Here is a 15,427-nt window from a genome sequence, read left to right on the forward strand (position 1 = left end):
GTGATAGGTGCAATTAGTAAGAAGAGTGAAAGAATTAATCTAAGAAAAAATAAGTCGTGGATCTACTTAGCAATTATCAGCTTTCTATTTTTGGGTTTTTTCGCTTTCTTGACATCTAAATTTTACATGCCAAACGATGAAAGATTGTTCCATACGGAAACAAATAAAGTAATTAAGTTGTCGGGAATGGGGAAATTGATTGTAGAACAAAGGGAATACAATCCACACAAAAACTTTATACAAATTCGCTTTCGGATAGAACGATATGAGGAAACAGGATTTATATTTAAGGCACAGCAAAAAGCAAATCCAGGTGTTCAGTTACCTGTCAAAGTATTGTATGAAGAGAACGGAAATTACGTAGTAGAAGTAAAGGAATTATCTCCGAATTGGGGAGCGCTAGCTTTTGATATTTATAATAAAAACAGTGAAAACGAACAAATGGATATTCGTAAATTCACACAAGATGTTAACGAATATGAAGAAGAAAATGCATCAACAAAAAGTCCGAATAAACTTGTTCAGTCGATTTTTACCGATCAAAGAAAAACAAAAGCAAATGATGAATTGTTAGCTGAAGACAAAAAAACATATGAGTTAGATTTTATAGAAAGAGACAAAAAAGATATTGAAACAAAGATCAAAAATTATGGAAAAGCAATCAAACTGGAAGAAGAAAATGCGAAGACAGTTTATGAAAAAGTAAAAGAACTAAAAGATGAAATGAAGTATCAAACCGATGAGGAAAAAACGGAAACGCAATCGAAAATAGCATCCTTAGAATCTAAAATAAAATCATCAGAAAAGAACGTGGAATTGTTTAAAGGGGAACAAAAAATTGCACGAGATAAGATCAAAAAATTAGAAGAAAAGGCACAAGAAATTAATAAAAAGTGAAAAAAGCAATGTCGTCAGTGAGTGCTCACCAGTGAAATTTGAGTACTCACTGAGTGCTCATCTGTTTGTTTTTGTATCGTCAGTGAGTACTCACCTTGGAGGTTTTCTTGTTCCCATCGTTTCGCTAGGCTCCGCCTAGCTTCACACCTTAGGTGGGAACAAAAACCCCTTATGCTCTTCTCACTATTTTTTGATCTCTACCCACAATTGCAGAAAGGAGAGGGGAAAGTGGAAATCAGAATTAGAGAAGTAGATCCAATTGCCGTAAAGAAAATAGATGAAATTGCAAAGAGGAAAGGATTATCCCGGCAGAAGTTTTTGAAAGACCAAATTGAAATGTTGGCATTTTTTCAGCAACAAAATAAAAGGGAAATGGAATTAGAAAATCTTATTGAAAAGAACATCCATATGATGAGTGATTGTTATAGCGCAATGGAAAAAATGAATGAGTTTATTCAAATGATGATGCAGGATGTTGAAAATGAATAATGCCGTTCCTGTTCAGTCTTCCGTCACACCAGGTGTTGTTTTAAAAACGAAATTTGTGTTGCCAAGTTCAGATGCATTTCAGAACTATATTGATTATGTAGATCGGGAGGAAGCGAAAAGTGAAGTGAAGCTGAATCCGAAAATGTTCGAAACGTATCAAGACTATATGGGGAATTCAGAAAAGACATCGGCACTATTTACGGAACACGCAAATCGTTTAACAGAAAGTGAAAAAAAGTCCTTAAAGGAAATGTTTAAAACCGCCCATGAGAATGGAAGTATCATGTGGCAAGATGTCATTTCTTTTCATAATCCCTGGCTAGAGAAACAAGGAATTTATGATGAGAAAACAAAAACATTGGATGAAAAAAAGTTAATGGATGTAACACGGCTTGCGATGAAGGAAATGCAAAAAAAAGAGGGGTTGGAAAAAAGCTCTATCTGGTCGGCAGCCATTCACTTTAATACGGATAATATTCATATTCATGTAGCAACTGTTGAACCTTTTCCAACGAGAGAACGTGGCAAAAGAAAACCAAAAACATTAGATGCGATGAAGGGGAAAGTCGTAAATAATCTCTTAGATCGTAAGCAGGAGCAAAAACAAATTAATGATCTGATTCGAAACAATATGGTGGGAAAGAAAAAAGAGGATTCCGTTTTTGATTGGCGCAATCAACATTTGAAACCGTTGTTTTTACGAATTTATAAACAGTTACCAAGTGATAAAAGACAGTGGCAATATAGCTACAATACAATTCAACCATTGAAGCCGGAAATTGATGAATTAAGCAGGCGATATATTCAACATCATCATAAAAAAGATTACGATCAGTTTCTCCAAAAATTAGATAAAGAAGTGCAAGTTTTTAAAGAAGCATATGGGGAAGGAAAGTATGATAAGAAGCAATATGAAAATTATAAAACGAATAAAATCAATGACCTATATAAAAGAATGGGGAACGCCTTTTTACAAGAAATGAAGGCATATGATAAAGAACAAAAGAGAATCCATCACATGAAAAAGTCAAAGCCGTTTCAAAAATTTCAACAGAATGTATCTATTCAGTATTCTATGAGGAAAGTGGAACGTGCTTTTAAAAGTGAATATGAAAGCTGGAAGAACCAAAAGTATTATGAGCGTTTGCAAAAAGAAAGTGCATACCAAAATGAGAGGGGTTATTAAATGAGTACAATTAGAAGACAGGTAACGATGGATCAAGAGACAGAGGATTATTTAAAGGATTACATGGAGGAACACGGAATTCGATATACAGGGGAAGCAATGGGAAGAATTTGCAAGGAACATGAAGCAGCCAAAAATACAGAATGGTCATTAAATTATATAACGGAAGTGGTATCGAATAACTTACACGATGTGTTAAAAAGTGAGCTAACAAAAATTCGTCTTGGTGCCAATAGTGCGGATAGAAATACGCAAATTTTAATTGAGTTATTAAATGGTTATTTCTTTTTAGAGGGCGTAGATAGCCTTATTACAACTGATAAACAAGAGATGGGAAGTGTGAAGATAGCAAAAGAAGTCGTAGCGGAACGAATTAGTCATGCGAGACAAAAACGCATAGATCATGAGGCATCAAAGAACAATGTAACGTAAGCTACATTGTTTCTTTTTATAAAAAAACAGGAGGTTATAAGGATGTTATTATTTCGTGAAGATATCGCATTAGGAGTCATTAAAGAAATTGGAGAAGATGAAATTGTTTTACTTGTAAAAGAGGAAGAACTAACAATTAAAATTACAAGAGAACAAGTGAGAGAACTGGCAATCCATGTCATGAATCAAGAAAATATGTTAGTTCCGGTTAATGTAAAAACTCATGAGCTTTTCTTTGATACAGCTGAGAGATGGAATGAAGAGGAAATGGAGGAATTGCAAAGAGCGAGTGAAAGAGTAGGAGAAGATCATGAGTAACAGTTATAAGAAAAAGTATCAAACGAAATCACCGGAAGAAAAGAAAGAAGCGGTGCAAGCTTTAACAAAAAAGATGGAAAAAAGCGTAGAAGGTTATTTTCGTACACCAGGAGATTTAAAAGATTATTTAACGTTTATGGCAAAGTTTTATCGCTATTCACCATCTAATATTTCATTAATACAGAGTCAATTCGAGGGAGCCAGGGCAGTGGGGTCCTTTTCTTTTTGGAAAGAAAAAGGATTTCCGGTTAAGAAGGGTGAGAAAGGAATTAAAATCCTTGTTCCAAACCGAACTGTAGCAAAATTTAAAGACAAAGAAGGCACTTGGAAAACAGTAACTAAAGCAAGTGAGGAAGAGAGAAATCAAATCGAATCTAAAAGTGTAGAAGTGATACCTGGTCGCTTATATTTTGCTGTCGGTCATGTGTTTGATGTGTCCCAAACAAACGCAAAAGCGGAAGATCTACCTCGTATTTTTCCGAATCGTTGGCTAGAAGGGAGCGTTACAGACTACCAGAGTTTGTATAAGGGAATGGAAGCCATTGCGGAAAAAAACGGTGTAAAAATTATTGAGCCGAAGCAAGAACTTGGGGTCGCAAAGGGAGTTAGTTACACCTTAACAAAAGAGGTTGCCTTGAATCCACGGAACAGTGAATTGCAAAATGTAAAAACGTTACTTCATGAATTGGCACATGCCAAACTTCATACAGCAGAGACACATATGAATTACACAGCACCAGAAAAAGAGTTTCAAGCAGAAATGACAGCTTACGCCGTTTCTTCTTATTTTGGGATTGATACAAGCGAATATTCGTTAGGATATTTAGCGAGCTGGACACAAGGAAAAGAAATGAAGGATAAAACGAAATTATTAAAAGAAGTACATGAAACTTCGATTGAATTTATTGAGACAATTGAAACCACATTAGAAAAGGAAAAAGAACAAATAAATGAAAAAGAGGTGGAAAGTATGGCAAATAAAAATGAAAAACAGGACGAAAAAAATATTTTATTGGTCGAATTTATGAGTTTAAGTAATACGACACAAGAGCTTGTTTCTGTTGCAGAGTTAAGGGAACAAGTGGATAGAAACCGAGCGTTTGAGCCCATAGAAGGCGCAGAAAAATTGAGTGATAAAGAATTTATTGATGCATTTAACGAAGCGAATCAAGAAAAGTATGCAGCACTAAATCAAGATGAAATAAATCGTCCAACTATGTTAGTTCAGTGGAGCGAAAACGAAAATTTTAAGGGTAGTCAGTTGATTCCATTTGGAGAGGCCAATGAAAAAATGGCTGAAGTCATTACAAATATTGAAAAAGCAAAAGAGGAAGCAAGAGAAAGGAATGAATACGTACCATATAATAAAACTCGTTATCATATTGCCATTCCAAAAGAAGTAGATAGAGATTTTGGGAGAATGGAGCTTGTGAGTATGGATCGTTTGGATATGGGGGATGGGGACTACAAGACACCGTATGAACAAGTATTAAACGAGAAAAGGTATTTATCGGATGAAGTAAAACAAGCGTTACGAGATGAAGTGATGAATTATAGAAATAACAAAGAAATACCGATGGAAAAAGCACAAGAAAATCCATTAGAAAAATCGAAAGAGACACCTAACCACTTAGTTACAATTGAAGTATTAGCAAACAGCTTGCAAGATGAAGAGCTTGCAAGAATCCACATGATGGATGCTGTTACGAAAGATATAAATTATTTGTCTGTATGGAATCAAGATAAAACAAATCGGGACGATTTATATGTTTCCCTAATGGAAAAGAACGGGAAACGAGAAAATGTCTATCTAGATAACATTTTGAAACCAGATTTATATGAAAAGGTTCAAAGTTCTATATTTGATGGAAGAGGAAATTTGTCATTTATTGTTTATGAAAAAGATGCAAATATGAGTCTAGATGAAATTGTAAAAGATGAACGATATGGACTCTTAGTTGATAAAGCGGAGGCGCAAAAAGATTACTCATTTAATGAAAAAGAAGTGGAATTATATAAAGAAATGAAGACGGAGGGATATGCACCTATTGCTTCTCTAGATCAACAAATTCAGCCTTTAAAAGAAAAGGAACCAACTACGTTAGATAAGGATTTAAGCCGGAAATTCGAGGCATACAGACGTTCACAATATGAAGAAACGCCAGATAATATTGATAGTATTGTCACTCGTGTAAAAGCTGAAGAACGGTATTATACAACGAAATATGTTTCGATTGATAATGAGCTGGTAAGCCAGGAACACATAGTGAAATTAGAAAACCAAGTGGATGAAAAGCTTGGGAAAGAAGGAATAACGGTGAATCAGTCTACAACTTCAAAGGAAATGGATGTAGATAAAAAATTTCAGCCATTAAACAGAAAACAAACGAATAATAAAGAAAAAGAAGAAGAAAAGGAACCAGAGCCTGATAATGTAGGGCAGTCGAAGGCTACAAAGAAATCGAGTAGAAAAAGAGAAACAATGGAAATGGAACGATGAAAAATTTTATAACAGGGAAACCAGATTAAATCATTTTTTGTTACTCATTTGAGATAACGGAGAGTGATTTTTTTATATCTAAAGATGAAAGAGGGTGAAAGGAAAAGCCCTCTTTCTTGTTTATAGAACGAAAGGAGTGAGTGTCATGAATGTATGGCTATTTGCGGGCTGTATGTTCCTTGTAGCAGTCTTTTTGAACATATTGCTATTATTTGGTCACAGAATGATAAAAGAGCGGAAAAACAAAAAATGGAAGTGTAAATCTGAAATTATAGAATAATAGGAGGTAATACGTATGGGGAAAACATTATTTATTGCTGAAAAGCCGAAGGTAGCTGTTGAATTATTAAAATCACCTAGATTTAGAAACTCACAAAAGCATCCAGGTAGTAAACCGTATTTTGGCTACTATGAAAATGAAAATTACATTATTAGTTGGTGCCGTGGGCATTTATTAGAGCTAAAACATCCAGAAGAGATGGATGAAAGATACAAAGAATTTAAATTTGATCACTTGCCCATTATTTTAGAGCCGGAATATAAAGAGAAATCGGATAGTCTCGAACAAATTCAAATATTAGTTAAGTTGTTAAATCGTCCCGATGTGGATCATGTGGTCAACTCCTGTGATGCAGATAGAGAGGGAGAGCTTATCTATCGTGAATTATATGAATATGCAGGTGTGAACAAGCGAGAATCACGCTTATTTATCTCTTCTTATGAAGCCGCAGAACTAGAGGGAGCCTTGAACCGATTAGAACCAGGAGCAGATTATGATGGACTTGCACAATCCGCTAAAGCAAGGCAATATCTGGATTATATTCTAGGAATTAATGTTACAAGGGGTTGTACATCAAAACTAGCAAAAAACCAATTTTTATTGGCTTCTGGTCGTGTTCAAATGTGCATCTTGAATGAAATCCGTCAAAGGGAAATCGCAATTCAAAACTATAAAGAACAAACTTACTACAATTTGAAGCTACTAACCGAAAATGGTTTATCACTGGTGATGAAAACAGAAGAGCAACTGATAGATCCATCGCCACTACAAAAGCTTGGAGATAGCTTGAAAGAAACGAATGTAATCGTAACGGAATTTAAAGAAAGTACGAGAAAAAAGAAACCAAAATTATTATATAACTTAACGGATATCTACAAAGATGCTCACGCTAAGATGAAGATAAATGCAGAAACAGCAAAAAAACATATTCAGAGTTTGTATGAAGAAGGCTTTATTACCTATCCTCGTTCTTCATCCAGGCATTTACCTACAGAGCAAGTGGAACGAGTGAAGGAAGTAATGGCAGCATTAGAAAAAAGCTCCTATGCAAATCTAGTACAACAAGTAATCCCATCTTCTATTACAAAAAAACACACTACATTTAATGATGAATTAGTCAGTAGTCACTTTGCCATCATCCCAACAACAAAATTATATGTCGGGACCAACCGAAATCCATTAGAAAAACAGTTATATGACTTAATTGTAAAACGATTTATCGGGAATTTTATGAAACCAGCAATCTACCTGGTAAGAGAAGTGCATTTTATAGATCAAGAGGGTAACACATACAGTACAAAAGAAAAGATCCTACAAGAGAAAGGGTTTCTAAGTGTGTTTCAAGAGGATATAGAAGAGGGATCAGTTGAAGCATTTCAGATACCTATTTTACGAGAAGGAGATTCTTTCAGAATCGTTCAGTATGACTTGATTGAGTCTCGAACAAAGAAACCAGCCTTTCATACGGAAAGTTCCATTTTAACCTTTATGGAGACGGCAGGACGTAAATTGGATGATGAACATTTGAAAGAACTTATGAAGGGAAAACGGATTGGGACAGTCGCAACGGAAGAAACGTTTATTCCGAAACTGTTAGAGCGAAGCTATATTGATGTTACCAACAGTCAGATTCGAACCACTCATATTGGTCGTGCGTTTATAGATGCTTTTCCGGTAGATGAAATCAAAAATCCAGCTTATACGGCTGAAATGGAAGGGATGATCTACATGATCGAAAAGAAAGAAATGAAATATGAGGAATTTGTAGAGAAAACAAATACGTTTGTAAAAGATACGGTGGAACAATTAGGCGCAATGGATGATAAGGTGTCCGATAGCATTATTAATACTTGGAATCAGCAAATTGAGGTGTGCAAATGCCCTTGTAGAAAAGGAAAAATTCTTCATAAAGGCAATTTTTACGGGTGCAGTAATTATCCAGAATGTGAAATTTCCTTACCAAAGAAAATTAAAGAAAAAGCGATTCCGGAGGCGCAAGCGAAAAAGCTGTTTGAGGATAAGAAAACAGATCTTTTAAAAGGGTTTAAGTCCAATGAGAAAGAGTTTTCCGCTTATCTCGTGTTACATGAAGGGAATATCAAATTCCAGTTCCCAACACAAGAGGAGCTGTCATTTGGTAAATGTCCAAAATGTAAAAAAGGAGAAATTCTTCATCGCAAAACGTTTTATGGATGCACGGAGCATAAAAACGGATGTGATTTTATGTTACCAGCCAAGATGAAAGGGAAAGCAATCCCTGGTAATCAAATGAAAAAACTGATTCAGTATAAAACAACAGATTTTATAAATGGTTTTGAAGGGGAAAAGGGAGAATTTACAGCAGCTATCTATATGGAAGCGGACGGAAGTTTGAAATTCCGTTTTCCAACGACTGAAGATCGTACCATTGGTAAATGTCCATTGTGTAAGAGTAGGGTTCTTGTAGGGAAAAGTAACTACTTATGTGAGAAATACAAAAAAGGTTGTGACTTCATTATTTTTGGTACATTCTCTGGTAAAAACCTAAGTAGTAATCATGTGAAAAAATTATTAGAAAAGAATGTGACAGATCAGATCAAGGGGTTTATCTCAAACAAAAACGGGAAGAAATTTGACGCTCGTTTATCATACAGCGTACAGGAGAAGCGATTAAAATTCTTATTCGGCAAATAAAAATGAAATGTATCAACTATAAGTAGCAAAAGAGGACTAGGAAACGGAATAGTCCTCTTTTTTATTTCATTTTATAGAGTAAAGGGGGGATTCCGTAATGGCACATGTCAGTACGGAGGATGCGATGAAAGCAAGAAAAGTTGACTTGGTTTCATATCTGGAAGCAAAAGGAGAAACGTTTAAGAAAGAAGGAAATTATTATCGTCATACGGAACATGACAGTCTCATCATTAAAGGGAATCAATACGCCTGGAATAGTCGAGGGGAAAAAGGATATGGAGCGATTAGCTTTGCGATGATGTACTATGATATGACATTTCCACAAGCCGTGATTGACATTCAGAAGGGAGACTATAAAGAGTTTGATCGTTCTAAAGCTGAAGAGGAACGCAAAAAAGAGCAGCAGCCTTTCATCTATCCAAAACACTTAGAGGTGCCAAAACAAACAGAGATCAAGCGATACTTAATTAATGAACGGAAAATAGATACTCGCTTGGTGAACTGGTTGATTAATAAGGATCTCATCGTCCAGGATAAGAAAAATAATGTGGTGTTCAAATGGAGGGAAGAAGGCGGCAAAGGGCAAGTAATTGGAATGAACCGTCAAGGTACGATCAAAATGGAGAATAAAAGGGGTAGTTTTAAGCAAATTGTCCCGAATTATGAAAAAATCAATGCCGGTTTTACGGTTGATGTAGGTAAACCGGATAAGATTTATTTTTATGAAGATCCAATCGACATGTTATCTCATTGGAGTATCAAGCAAAACAATATCCAAAACGCTCGCCTGGTTTCTATGCATGGATTGAAGTCAAAAACAGTAATTCAATCTTTAATGGATGCGAAAAAAGAAGGGCACGATATTAAAGAGGTCATAATGGCAGTTGATAATGATAAGGCTGGGAAAGACTTCATTCAGACAATGAAATGCTTTGTAGATCTTAAAGAGGATATTCCAACAAATGAAAAAGATTGGAACGATGTCCGGAAGAAACAAGTGAGTGAGCAACAGGCAAAAGAAACAGCCCAACCAAAGAAAATGAAACCAATTAAAGAGGTGGAGCGAAGTGTCTAATCTACCAGAAATGCCAAACATATTACAAATTTTGATGTATGGTTTTATCCTGTATGTTCTTTTTCGTATTTGTAAATTCATGTACCGGAAGATCCAGGAGCGAAGAATATTAAAGCGAATGGCTAAGTCTGGTATTCGTTATATAGACAAAATGGACGGACATCAATTCGAAGTATACCTAAAAGCTCTCTTTCGAGAGTTGGGTTATTCTCCAACAGTCACAAAGCAGTCAAATGATTTCGGAGCGGATCTGGTATTGAAGGGGAAGAATCGTATTGTAATCCAGGCAAAACGCTACGGGATGAAAAATAGAGTCGGCATTAGTGCCGTACAAGAGATATATGCAGCACAAGCCTATTACAAAGCAACTGAGGGCTGGGTTGTAACGAACAGTGTGTATACAAGACAGGCGAAAGAATTAGCGGAAGCTTGTCATGTAAAACTAATAGATCGTGTAGAACTTCAGAAATTGATTAATAAAATCAATCCCGAATATTCGGCTGAAGATGTGTATCAAGGGGTAATACCTGCAGAACGGAAATGTCCAACATGTAAACATCATTTAGTGGTTCGTAATTCAAATAAAACAGGAAATAAGTTTTTTGGCTGTTCTCAATATCCCACATGTACACATACAGAACCAATTCATACATGAGCTGTGATGAAAATCCGGCTCTTTTTCATTTGTTTAAAGAATACATGAGAAAAATCAGTTTAACACAAAAATGACTCTTCAGATTTGATTGTATGAGATTTTTAATTAGTTGTTAATATAATAAGTCGTATTTGTCATAAAAACGTATGTAAAGGGAGAAACGGACTTTATATGCGTTTTTAGGTTTTTTAGGGAAAATAAAAAGGGCAGTCATTATTTACGACTTAACCCTTTGTCTACGATCTGACGAATTGCTTCATTTCGATTCTTCAGCTTATGTTCATGCCAATAATTTTCTATTTGTTCTACTTGTTCTTTTGTAAAAGTAACTAAAATTTGAGTGTACTTGTCTTTATTAACAGCCATATTACAACCTCCTCTATAAAAATAATTATAAGTTATATAACTTATATTGACAACTGGAAAAATGAGTAATAGAATAGTTATATAAGTTATATAACTTCGTTGAGGAGGTTATTACATGGAACGGAAAGTTAAAAAGATGATGGCTGATCTTCAATTTATTATGAATCATGGTCAAATCAGTGTAGATTTTATGGATCTAGGATATAAAAGAATGCTTTTTAGTGCATTAGAAGCTACGGGAAAACAGTTCAATGTGCATACCAATGAACATAATGAAACAACCTTGTTCTTAGAGCTAGTTTAGTAAATTTACGCAATGAGGAGCTGTTAATAATGGAACAGTTAACCATTTTTGACGTAATGGATGAAACTAAAAATAAGCTTTATGAGGTATTAGAGAAAAATGGATTAGATTATAAGATTCATAAGTACTATTTATATTCGAATTATGAGGGAGCTGTTCAATAATTACTATATAAGAACAACTGACAATACAATTATTGATTTGTGTATCTCTGATTTTCCAGAAATCTTCGCTATTCATAAAGAATTTAGCGATAAACAAATTAGAAAAATATATAACTGGAACTTGTAAGTCTATATAAATAACAAATTTAATTAATGGAGGAATGAAAAATGAAAATTGGTGTATCTGAGTGGAAAGCATTGAAAAAAGAGACAAAGTTAAAGCTATTGCGCTATGCGATGTTAGAAAGCAAGTATAAGTATGCAAAATAAAAGCCCTTCATTTGCAAAAGCAAACAAAGAGCAAAGTCATGAGTGACCGTCTGGGAAAGAAATTGGCACATTTCTTTCCTCCTTATTTTAACATATAAAAAGATATCAAGAAAAGGGGCATGTAGAATGGAAGAAGGTCGTATTTCCTTTCAGCAAGGGTTTAAAGAATTTCTTATTATGATCGTCTGTTTTTGGTTCATTATGTTTCTCATGTATGGTGAAAGCCTGTTACAATAGTAAAGAATAAGTTGGGTACAAATTGATAATGAAATGGGGAAATATGCTAGATGAAAGCAACCGGAGTAACTAGAAAAGTGGATGAATTAGGGCGTATAGTAATTCCAAAGGAACTTAGAAATACGCTTGGGATTAAAGAAAAATCACCATTAGAGATTTTCGTTGAAGGGGAAGACATTGTTTTACAGAAGTATCAGCCTGGTCGTGTTTGTGCATTAACAGGAGAAGTGTCAAATCGTAACATAGCATTAGCAAATGATAAGATTACATTAAGCATAGAAGGTGCAGAACTATTAATAAAAGAAATAGAACAGTATCTTGTAAAATAAGTGCTCCTTTCAAGGGGCTTTTTCATTACTATACACTATAATTTCACGTACCGTATTAATTAATAAAAAATATAACACACCAATAATGGGGTAGCACCAACATTTCGCGAATTTCGTACGCTAAGGAATTATTCGGTGTCTTTTTTTAATATATCGATTAATAAAATAAGTTATATAAATAATTTGTTATACTTCCATGTACCCTAGCTGATATAATTTATAAGGCAATTATTGGTTAATTAATAACGCACATATATTAGGGAGGTATATAAGTCATGGAGTTAATAATTTCTTCATTTGTATTAGTGGTAATATTCTTTATTCTTTCGATAGTTTTAAGTGGTAAAGGTCAGCGAATAGCAAAAGAAGTTTTAAAAGAGCTTATTAATGGTCCTGAGGGGAAAATGTTGGTAGGTTTTTTTGGATCTGCAGCAGTTACAGGAGTAATTTTTGTCATTTGGCTTTTATTGAAATAAACATTCCAGTTACTCGGGCTGATATAATTTACAAGGTAATTATTGGTTAATTAATGGTTCACATATATTAGGGAGGCACATAAGCCATGTTAGAGGTAATTACGGCATTTTTCTTACTAATTTTCCATTCTATTGTTTATCTCTTTTCAAGTGGAGAAACTAAGCAAATAGCAAAAAATCATATAAAAGAAATTGTTAATAGTCCGGATGGAGTAATAATATTAATCGTTGCTGCGGCACTTTTAATCGGGGGGATATATTTATTATCAGTATGATTTCAGATATCTTAGCTTAAAACGTATAAGGAAATTAATAGTACATATATAGTAGGGAGGTACATAAGTAATGATAGATATAATATTCTCATTGTTCTTAGTGGTTACGTATTTCATTATTTATCTCTTTTCAAGTGGAGAAAAGAAACAACAAGCAAAAGAAAATCTAAAAGAAGTTATTACGGGTGCTGATGGTAAACTCCTATTAATCACTCTTATGGGAATTATAATCGTGGTAATCTATTTATATTTTTATGGTTTCGGTTTATGAATATAAACTAAAATCATATCCAAGTATAAGAGACAATGGTTCACCTGGGAAGTATGCGTATTATGGTGGAGAATGGGACACAGGTGGTCTTTTTGGAGAAGCTAAATGTGTTTATAATAAAACTGATGAATCGGTTAATAAGTAGTATATAAAAGTCTAATATATTTCTATAACAGTAGGTCTTTGAGTTGATAGCGAAGTGATTTTTTAAAGCCTTGAATATTAAGGCTTTTTTCATTATGTATAGCATCAATCACGGATTCTGTACGCTAAGGCTACAACTACTGATGTAACAATAATAAGAACCGAAAACGGTCGTTTAAGGAACTCCATTTAGTTCTAATATAACTGAAAGAAATACGGTCAAAACCAGTTCTAAAACTCATTATCAAAAACAAAGTACCATAACAAAAATTAAATGTCGTTTATGGTACTTTGTTAACGTACGATAAAACCAAGTTTTTCAACTTAGAAATTCCTTAGCGTACGAAATTCGCGTTTAGTTGGCGAGACCCCATAATAGTCTACATTTATTTTTTTGTTGAATTCATCCGCTAAAGGGAGACGGCAACGATTCAAGGAATAATCCGCCACATACTAGAATTTTTCTAATTATTTTTCTTGCTTCAACATTTGAATATCTAGAAGAACTCAAAGGACATCAATGAATTCTGTTGAATATTTTATATTAATCGATATAAGGGGGATAATTGATACTATGTTTGATAATACGTTTAAAAATGAGTTTGATAATAAGATATATAATGAATTGAAAAATGAGTCTGATAAGATAAAAACAAAAACCGCTTCAATTATTTTAACAAACGGTGTTACAGCAATTGAGAGAAGTTTTGCTACAAAAGACCCTAATACCCCAAAAGATTCTATCCCTGAACTCACTTTGGGGGAGGCAATTCAAATAGGCTTTAAAACAACAGAGAAAGAGGGACTTCTGTATTGGGTAGATGAGAATAATAATAAAGTGCCGATTTATGAAACAGCTGTTGAAATCTATTATGATAAAAAAACAGCTAAAGAAATCCAAACACAATTAAACATCTTGAATGATAATCGAGTTTACAACGTCACACTTATATCAGGTATGGCAATTACAATTAAAGCAACGAATAAATAATAAGAATAGAAATTGTATTAAACCTTTGTAATCCAGAGGAGTTACCGGGTGTTTATCTGTGAAGTTCTGGTCAAGAATCCTAATTTTTTTAAAGGATTCTTTTTTTGACCTTAAAAGGGGTATGGAAACGATTCAGGGAATGAGGGGACACTATGGGATTAAATTACAATTTGGGTGTTTTTGCCCAAATCCCCGAAATGGGGGAATTAGCTTAATTCATTAGAAATTTATACACTATGTCATAAATTGTATATATTTTGAAACATATATTTTTTAAAGTAACCCCAAATCCTTATTTATAAGGAATTTTCACGATATTTTTTTCTTATTCCCCCTTTTCGAGGGAAAGTTCAAAAACATGAAATTTGCAACATTTCACCTATAAACACTAAAAACAAACAAAGAGCGATTTTTTCACCCTTTGTTTGTTGTAGATTATTTATTTAATTCAGCTTTTGCTTGTTTCAAGAGATACTCCTTTTCTTGCTCTGGCGTAGCCTCTTTATATGCTTTACCGTCGTTCCCATCTTTCCACTTACTCAACATATTATGCTCTTTAACTATTTGAGAAAAATCCCCGTGTTCCCATCGATCGATGATCATACGATACTCTCCTAAATGCTTTACATACATTGGAGTGCTTTTAGTGATTGCCTCTTTTACTTCTTGAATATTCTCGGCACTCATTTTGATAAAGCCCTCTTTCTTATCGGATAACACCTTTTGATTAGTCATTTTGAGCATTGTATCATTTATGCGTTTTTCAGCTTCCACTGCCACTTCGACTTTTTCCCCTTTAACCGAGTTGATCATTTCCTCCTCTTTGTGATTCCCGAGGTAATCCCCAACTTTAAAACCTGTTAAAACACCGATCGCTATACAAAAAATTAAAATCAATGATACTTTCGTTATTTTTCTCATTTATTAATCCTCCTTTACTATGAAGAGCCATTTGCAATATAACTTTTATAGAGCAGCTCGACATTTGCGCTCTTTAATAATTTAAGCATAAATTCTATGTTCTTTTTAAAAACAGGTATAATTTATCAGTGCAGTACAACAATTCCTTATATGATCCTTTTTTCCTTTTCTAAT

18 protein-coding genes and 1 pseudogene are annotated in these 15,427 nt (G+C 34.1%); 17 read left to right on the top strand and 2 right to left on the bottom strand.

Annotation, left to right across the window (positions count from 1 at the left end; translation table 11 throughout):
- From DN408_RS21615 to DN408_RS21655, 10 genes are all read left to right on the top strand, one after another.
- The gene (locus tag DN408_RS21615; RefSeq protein ID WP_078178729.1) at nt 1–897 is read left to right on the top strand and encodes a hypothetical protein; all 897 of its coding nucleotides are present in this window, start codon (nt 1–3) and stop codon (nt 895–897) included.
- Between the two features lie 228 nt (nt 898–1,125).
- Entirely contained in the window at nt 1,126–1,386 is a 261-nt protein-coding gene (locus DN408_RS21620) for a hypothetical protein (protein ID WP_002090361.1), read from the top strand.
- Nucleotides 1,379–2,572 (top strand): MobP2 family relaxase, encoded by a 1,194-nt coding sequence (gene mobP2 / locus DN408_RS21625; RefSeq protein WP_147740392.1) that lies wholly within the window; start codon nt 1,379–1,381, stop codon nt 2,570–2,572. The genes DN408_RS21620 and mobP2 overlap by 8 nt, the downstream gene beginning before the upstream one ends.
- On the top strand, nt 2,573–3,004 hold the full coding sequence (locus tag DN408_RS21630) for a hypothetical protein (RefSeq protein WP_078178727.1): 432 nt from the start codon (nt 2,573–2,575) through the stop codon (nt 3,002–3,004).
- Nucleotides 3,005–3,046: 42 nt separating this feature from the next.
- Nucleotides 3,047–3,322: a hypothetical protein gene (locus DN408_RS21635; protein ID WP_016093911.1), complete on the top strand. Its 276-nt coding sequence runs from the start codon at nt 3,047–3,049 to the stop codon at nt 3,320–3,322.
- A complete protein-coding gene (locus DN408_RS21640; protein WP_078178726.1) occupies nt 3,315–5,822 on the top strand; it encodes an LPD25 domain-containing protein in 2,508 nt (835 codons plus the stop codon). The genes DN408_RS21635 and DN408_RS21640 overlap by 8 nt, the downstream gene beginning before the upstream one ends.
- Nucleotides 5,823–5,967: 145 nt before the next feature.
- A complete protein-coding gene (locus DN408_RS32185) occupies nt 5,968–6,102 on the top strand; it encodes a hypothetical protein (protein ID WP_255449132.1) in 135 nt (44 codons plus the stop codon).
- A gap of 15 nt (nt 6,103–6,117) precedes the next feature.
- Nucleotides 6,118–8,775, top strand: a complete 2,658-nt coding sequence (locus DN408_RS21645) for a type IA DNA topoisomerase (RefSeq protein ID WP_078178725.1) — start codon at nt 6,118–6,120, stop codon at nt 8,773–8,775.
- Between the two features lie 97 nt (nt 8,776–8,872).
- Nucleotides 8,873–9,850, top strand: a complete 978-nt coding sequence (locus DN408_RS21650; protein ID WP_078178724.1) for a DUF3991 and TOPRIM domain-containing protein — start codon at nt 8,873–8,875, stop codon at nt 9,848–9,850.
- Nucleotides 9,843–10,505 (top strand): restriction endonuclease, encoded by a 663-nt coding sequence (locus DN408_RS21655; protein ID WP_078178723.1) that lies wholly within the window; start codon nt 9,843–9,845, stop codon nt 10,503–10,505. Before DN408_RS21650 ends, DN408_RS21655 begins: the two co-directional genes overlap by 8 nt.
- Nucleotides 10,506–10,718: 213 nt before the next feature.
- Here DN408_RS21655 and DN408_RS31585 read toward each other — a convergent pair whose 3' ends face one another.
- A complete protein-coding gene (locus tag DN408_RS31585; RefSeq protein ID WP_016119506.1) occupies nt 10,719–10,871 on the bottom strand; it encodes a ribbon-helix-helix domain-containing protein in 153 nt (50 codons plus the stop codon).
- Nucleotides 10,872–10,986: 115 nt separating this feature from the next.
- Here DN408_RS31585 and DN408_RS21660 point away from each other — a divergent pair, with 115 nt between their 5' ends.
- The 7 genes and pseudogenes from DN408_RS21660 to DN408_RS21690 all read left to right on the top strand — a co-directional run bounded on the left by DN408_RS21660 (nt 10,987) and on the right by DN408_RS21690 (nt 14,332).
- Entirely contained in the window at nt 10,987–11,175 is a 189-nt protein-coding gene (locus tag DN408_RS21660) for a hypothetical protein (protein WP_002090003.1), read from the top strand.
- Between the two features lie 29 nt (nt 11,176–11,204).
- Nucleotides 11,205–11,466: pseudogene (locus tag DN408_RS21665) on the top strand (hypothetical protein).
- Nucleotides 11,467–11,896: 430 nt separating this feature from the next.
- Nucleotides 11,897–12,175, top strand: a complete 279-nt coding sequence (locus DN408_RS21670; RefSeq protein ID WP_078178722.1) for an AbrB/MazE/SpoVT family DNA-binding domain-containing protein — start codon at nt 11,897–11,899, stop codon at nt 12,173–12,175.
- A 275-nt stretch (nt 12,176–12,450) separates the two neighbouring features.
- Nucleotides 12,451–12,651: a hypothetical protein gene (locus tag DN408_RS21675; RefSeq protein WP_078178892.1), complete on the top strand. Its 201-nt coding sequence runs from the start codon at nt 12,451–12,453 to the stop codon at nt 12,649–12,651.
- A gap of 86 nt (nt 12,652–12,737) precedes the next feature.
- Entirely contained in the window at nt 12,738–12,926 is a 189-nt protein-coding gene (locus tag DN408_RS21680; RefSeq protein WP_078178893.1) for a hypothetical protein, read from the top strand.
- Nucleotides 12,927–12,996: 70 nt separating this feature from the next.
- Nucleotides 12,997–13,197 (top strand): hypothetical protein, encoded by a 201-nt coding sequence (locus tag DN408_RS21685; protein WP_078178894.1) that lies wholly within the window; start codon nt 12,997–12,999, stop codon nt 13,195–13,197.
- 718 nt (nt 13,198–13,915) lie between these two features.
- Entirely contained in the window at nt 13,916–14,332 is a 417-nt protein-coding gene (locus tag DN408_RS21690) for a hypothetical protein (RefSeq protein WP_078178895.1), read from the top strand.
- A gap of 435 nt (nt 14,333–14,767) precedes the next feature.
- Here the strand turns inward: DN408_RS21690 and DN408_RS21695 are convergent, their stop codons facing one another.
- A complete protein-coding gene (locus DN408_RS21695) occupies nt 14,768–15,253 on the bottom strand; it encodes a DUF6241 domain-containing protein (RefSeq protein WP_002130387.1) in 486 nt (161 codons plus the stop codon).
- Nucleotides 15,254–15,427: the final 174 nt, after the last annotated feature.

The sequence above is a fragment of the Bacillus sp. AR13-1 genome, assembly GCF_008042285.1.
In the GTDB taxonomy this organism is placed as follows: Bacteria; Bacillota; Bacilli; order Bacillales; family Bacillaceae_G; genus Bacillus_A; species Bacillus_A mycoides.

What these genes read in the sequence shown, in the direction of transcription:
- mobP2 (WP_147740392.1), top strand. Translation starts at nt 1,379, where the DNA reads ATGAATAATGCCGTTCCTGTTCAGTCTTCCGTCACACCAGGTGTTGTT.
- DN408_RS21630 (WP_078178727.1), top strand. Translation starts at nt 2,573, where the DNA reads ATGAGTACAATTAGAAGACAGGTAACGATGGATCAAGAGACAGAGGAT.
- DN408_RS21635 (WP_016093911.1), top strand. Translation starts at nt 3,047, where the DNA reads ATGTTATTATTTCGTGAAGATATCGCATTAGGAGTCATTAAAGAAATT.
- DN408_RS21640 (WP_078178726.1), top strand. Translation starts at nt 3,315, where the DNA reads ATGAGTAACAGTTATAAGAAAAAGTATCAAACGAAATCACCGGAAGAA.
- DN408_RS32185 (WP_255449132.1), top strand. Translation starts at nt 5,968, where the DNA reads ATGAATGTATGGCTATTTGCGGGCTGTATGTTCCTTGTAGCAGTCTTT.
- DN408_RS21645 (WP_078178725.1), top strand. Translation starts at nt 6,118, where the DNA reads ATGGGGAAAACATTATTTATTGCTGAAAAGCCGAAGGTAGCTGTTGAA.
- DN408_RS21650 (WP_078178724.1), top strand. Translation starts at nt 8,873, where the DNA reads ATGGCACATGTCAGTACGGAGGATGCGATGAAAGCAAGAAAAGTTGAC.
- DN408_RS31585 (WP_016119506.1), bottom strand. Translation starts at nt 10,871, where the DNA reads ATGGCTGTTAATAAAGACAAGTACACTCAAATTTTAGTTACTTTTACA.
- DN408_RS21660 (WP_002090003.1), top strand. Translation starts at nt 10,987, where the DNA reads ATGGAACGGAAAGTTAAAAAGATGATGGCTGATCTTCAATTTATTATG.
- DN408_RS21670 (WP_078178722.1), top strand. Translation starts at nt 11,897, where the DNA reads ATGAAAGCAACCGGAGTAACTAGAAAAGTGGATGAATTAGGGCGTATA.
- DN408_RS21675 (WP_078178892.1), top strand. Translation starts at nt 12,451, where the DNA reads ATGGAGTTAATAATTTCTTCATTTGTATTAGTGGTAATATTCTTTATT.
- DN408_RS21680 (WP_078178893.1), top strand. Translation starts at nt 12,738, where the DNA reads ATGTTAGAGGTAATTACGGCATTTTTCTTACTAATTTTCCATTCTATT.
- DN408_RS21685 (WP_078178894.1), top strand. Translation starts at nt 12,997, where the DNA reads ATGATAGATATAATATTCTCATTGTTCTTAGTGGTTACGTATTTCATT.
- DN408_RS21690 (WP_078178895.1), top strand. Translation starts at nt 13,916, where the DNA reads ATGTTTGATAATACGTTTAAAAATGAGTTTGATAATAAGATATATAAT.
- DN408_RS21695 (WP_002130387.1), bottom strand. Translation starts at nt 15,253, where the DNA reads ATGAGAAAAATAACGAAAGTATCATTGATTTTAATTTTTTGTATAGCG.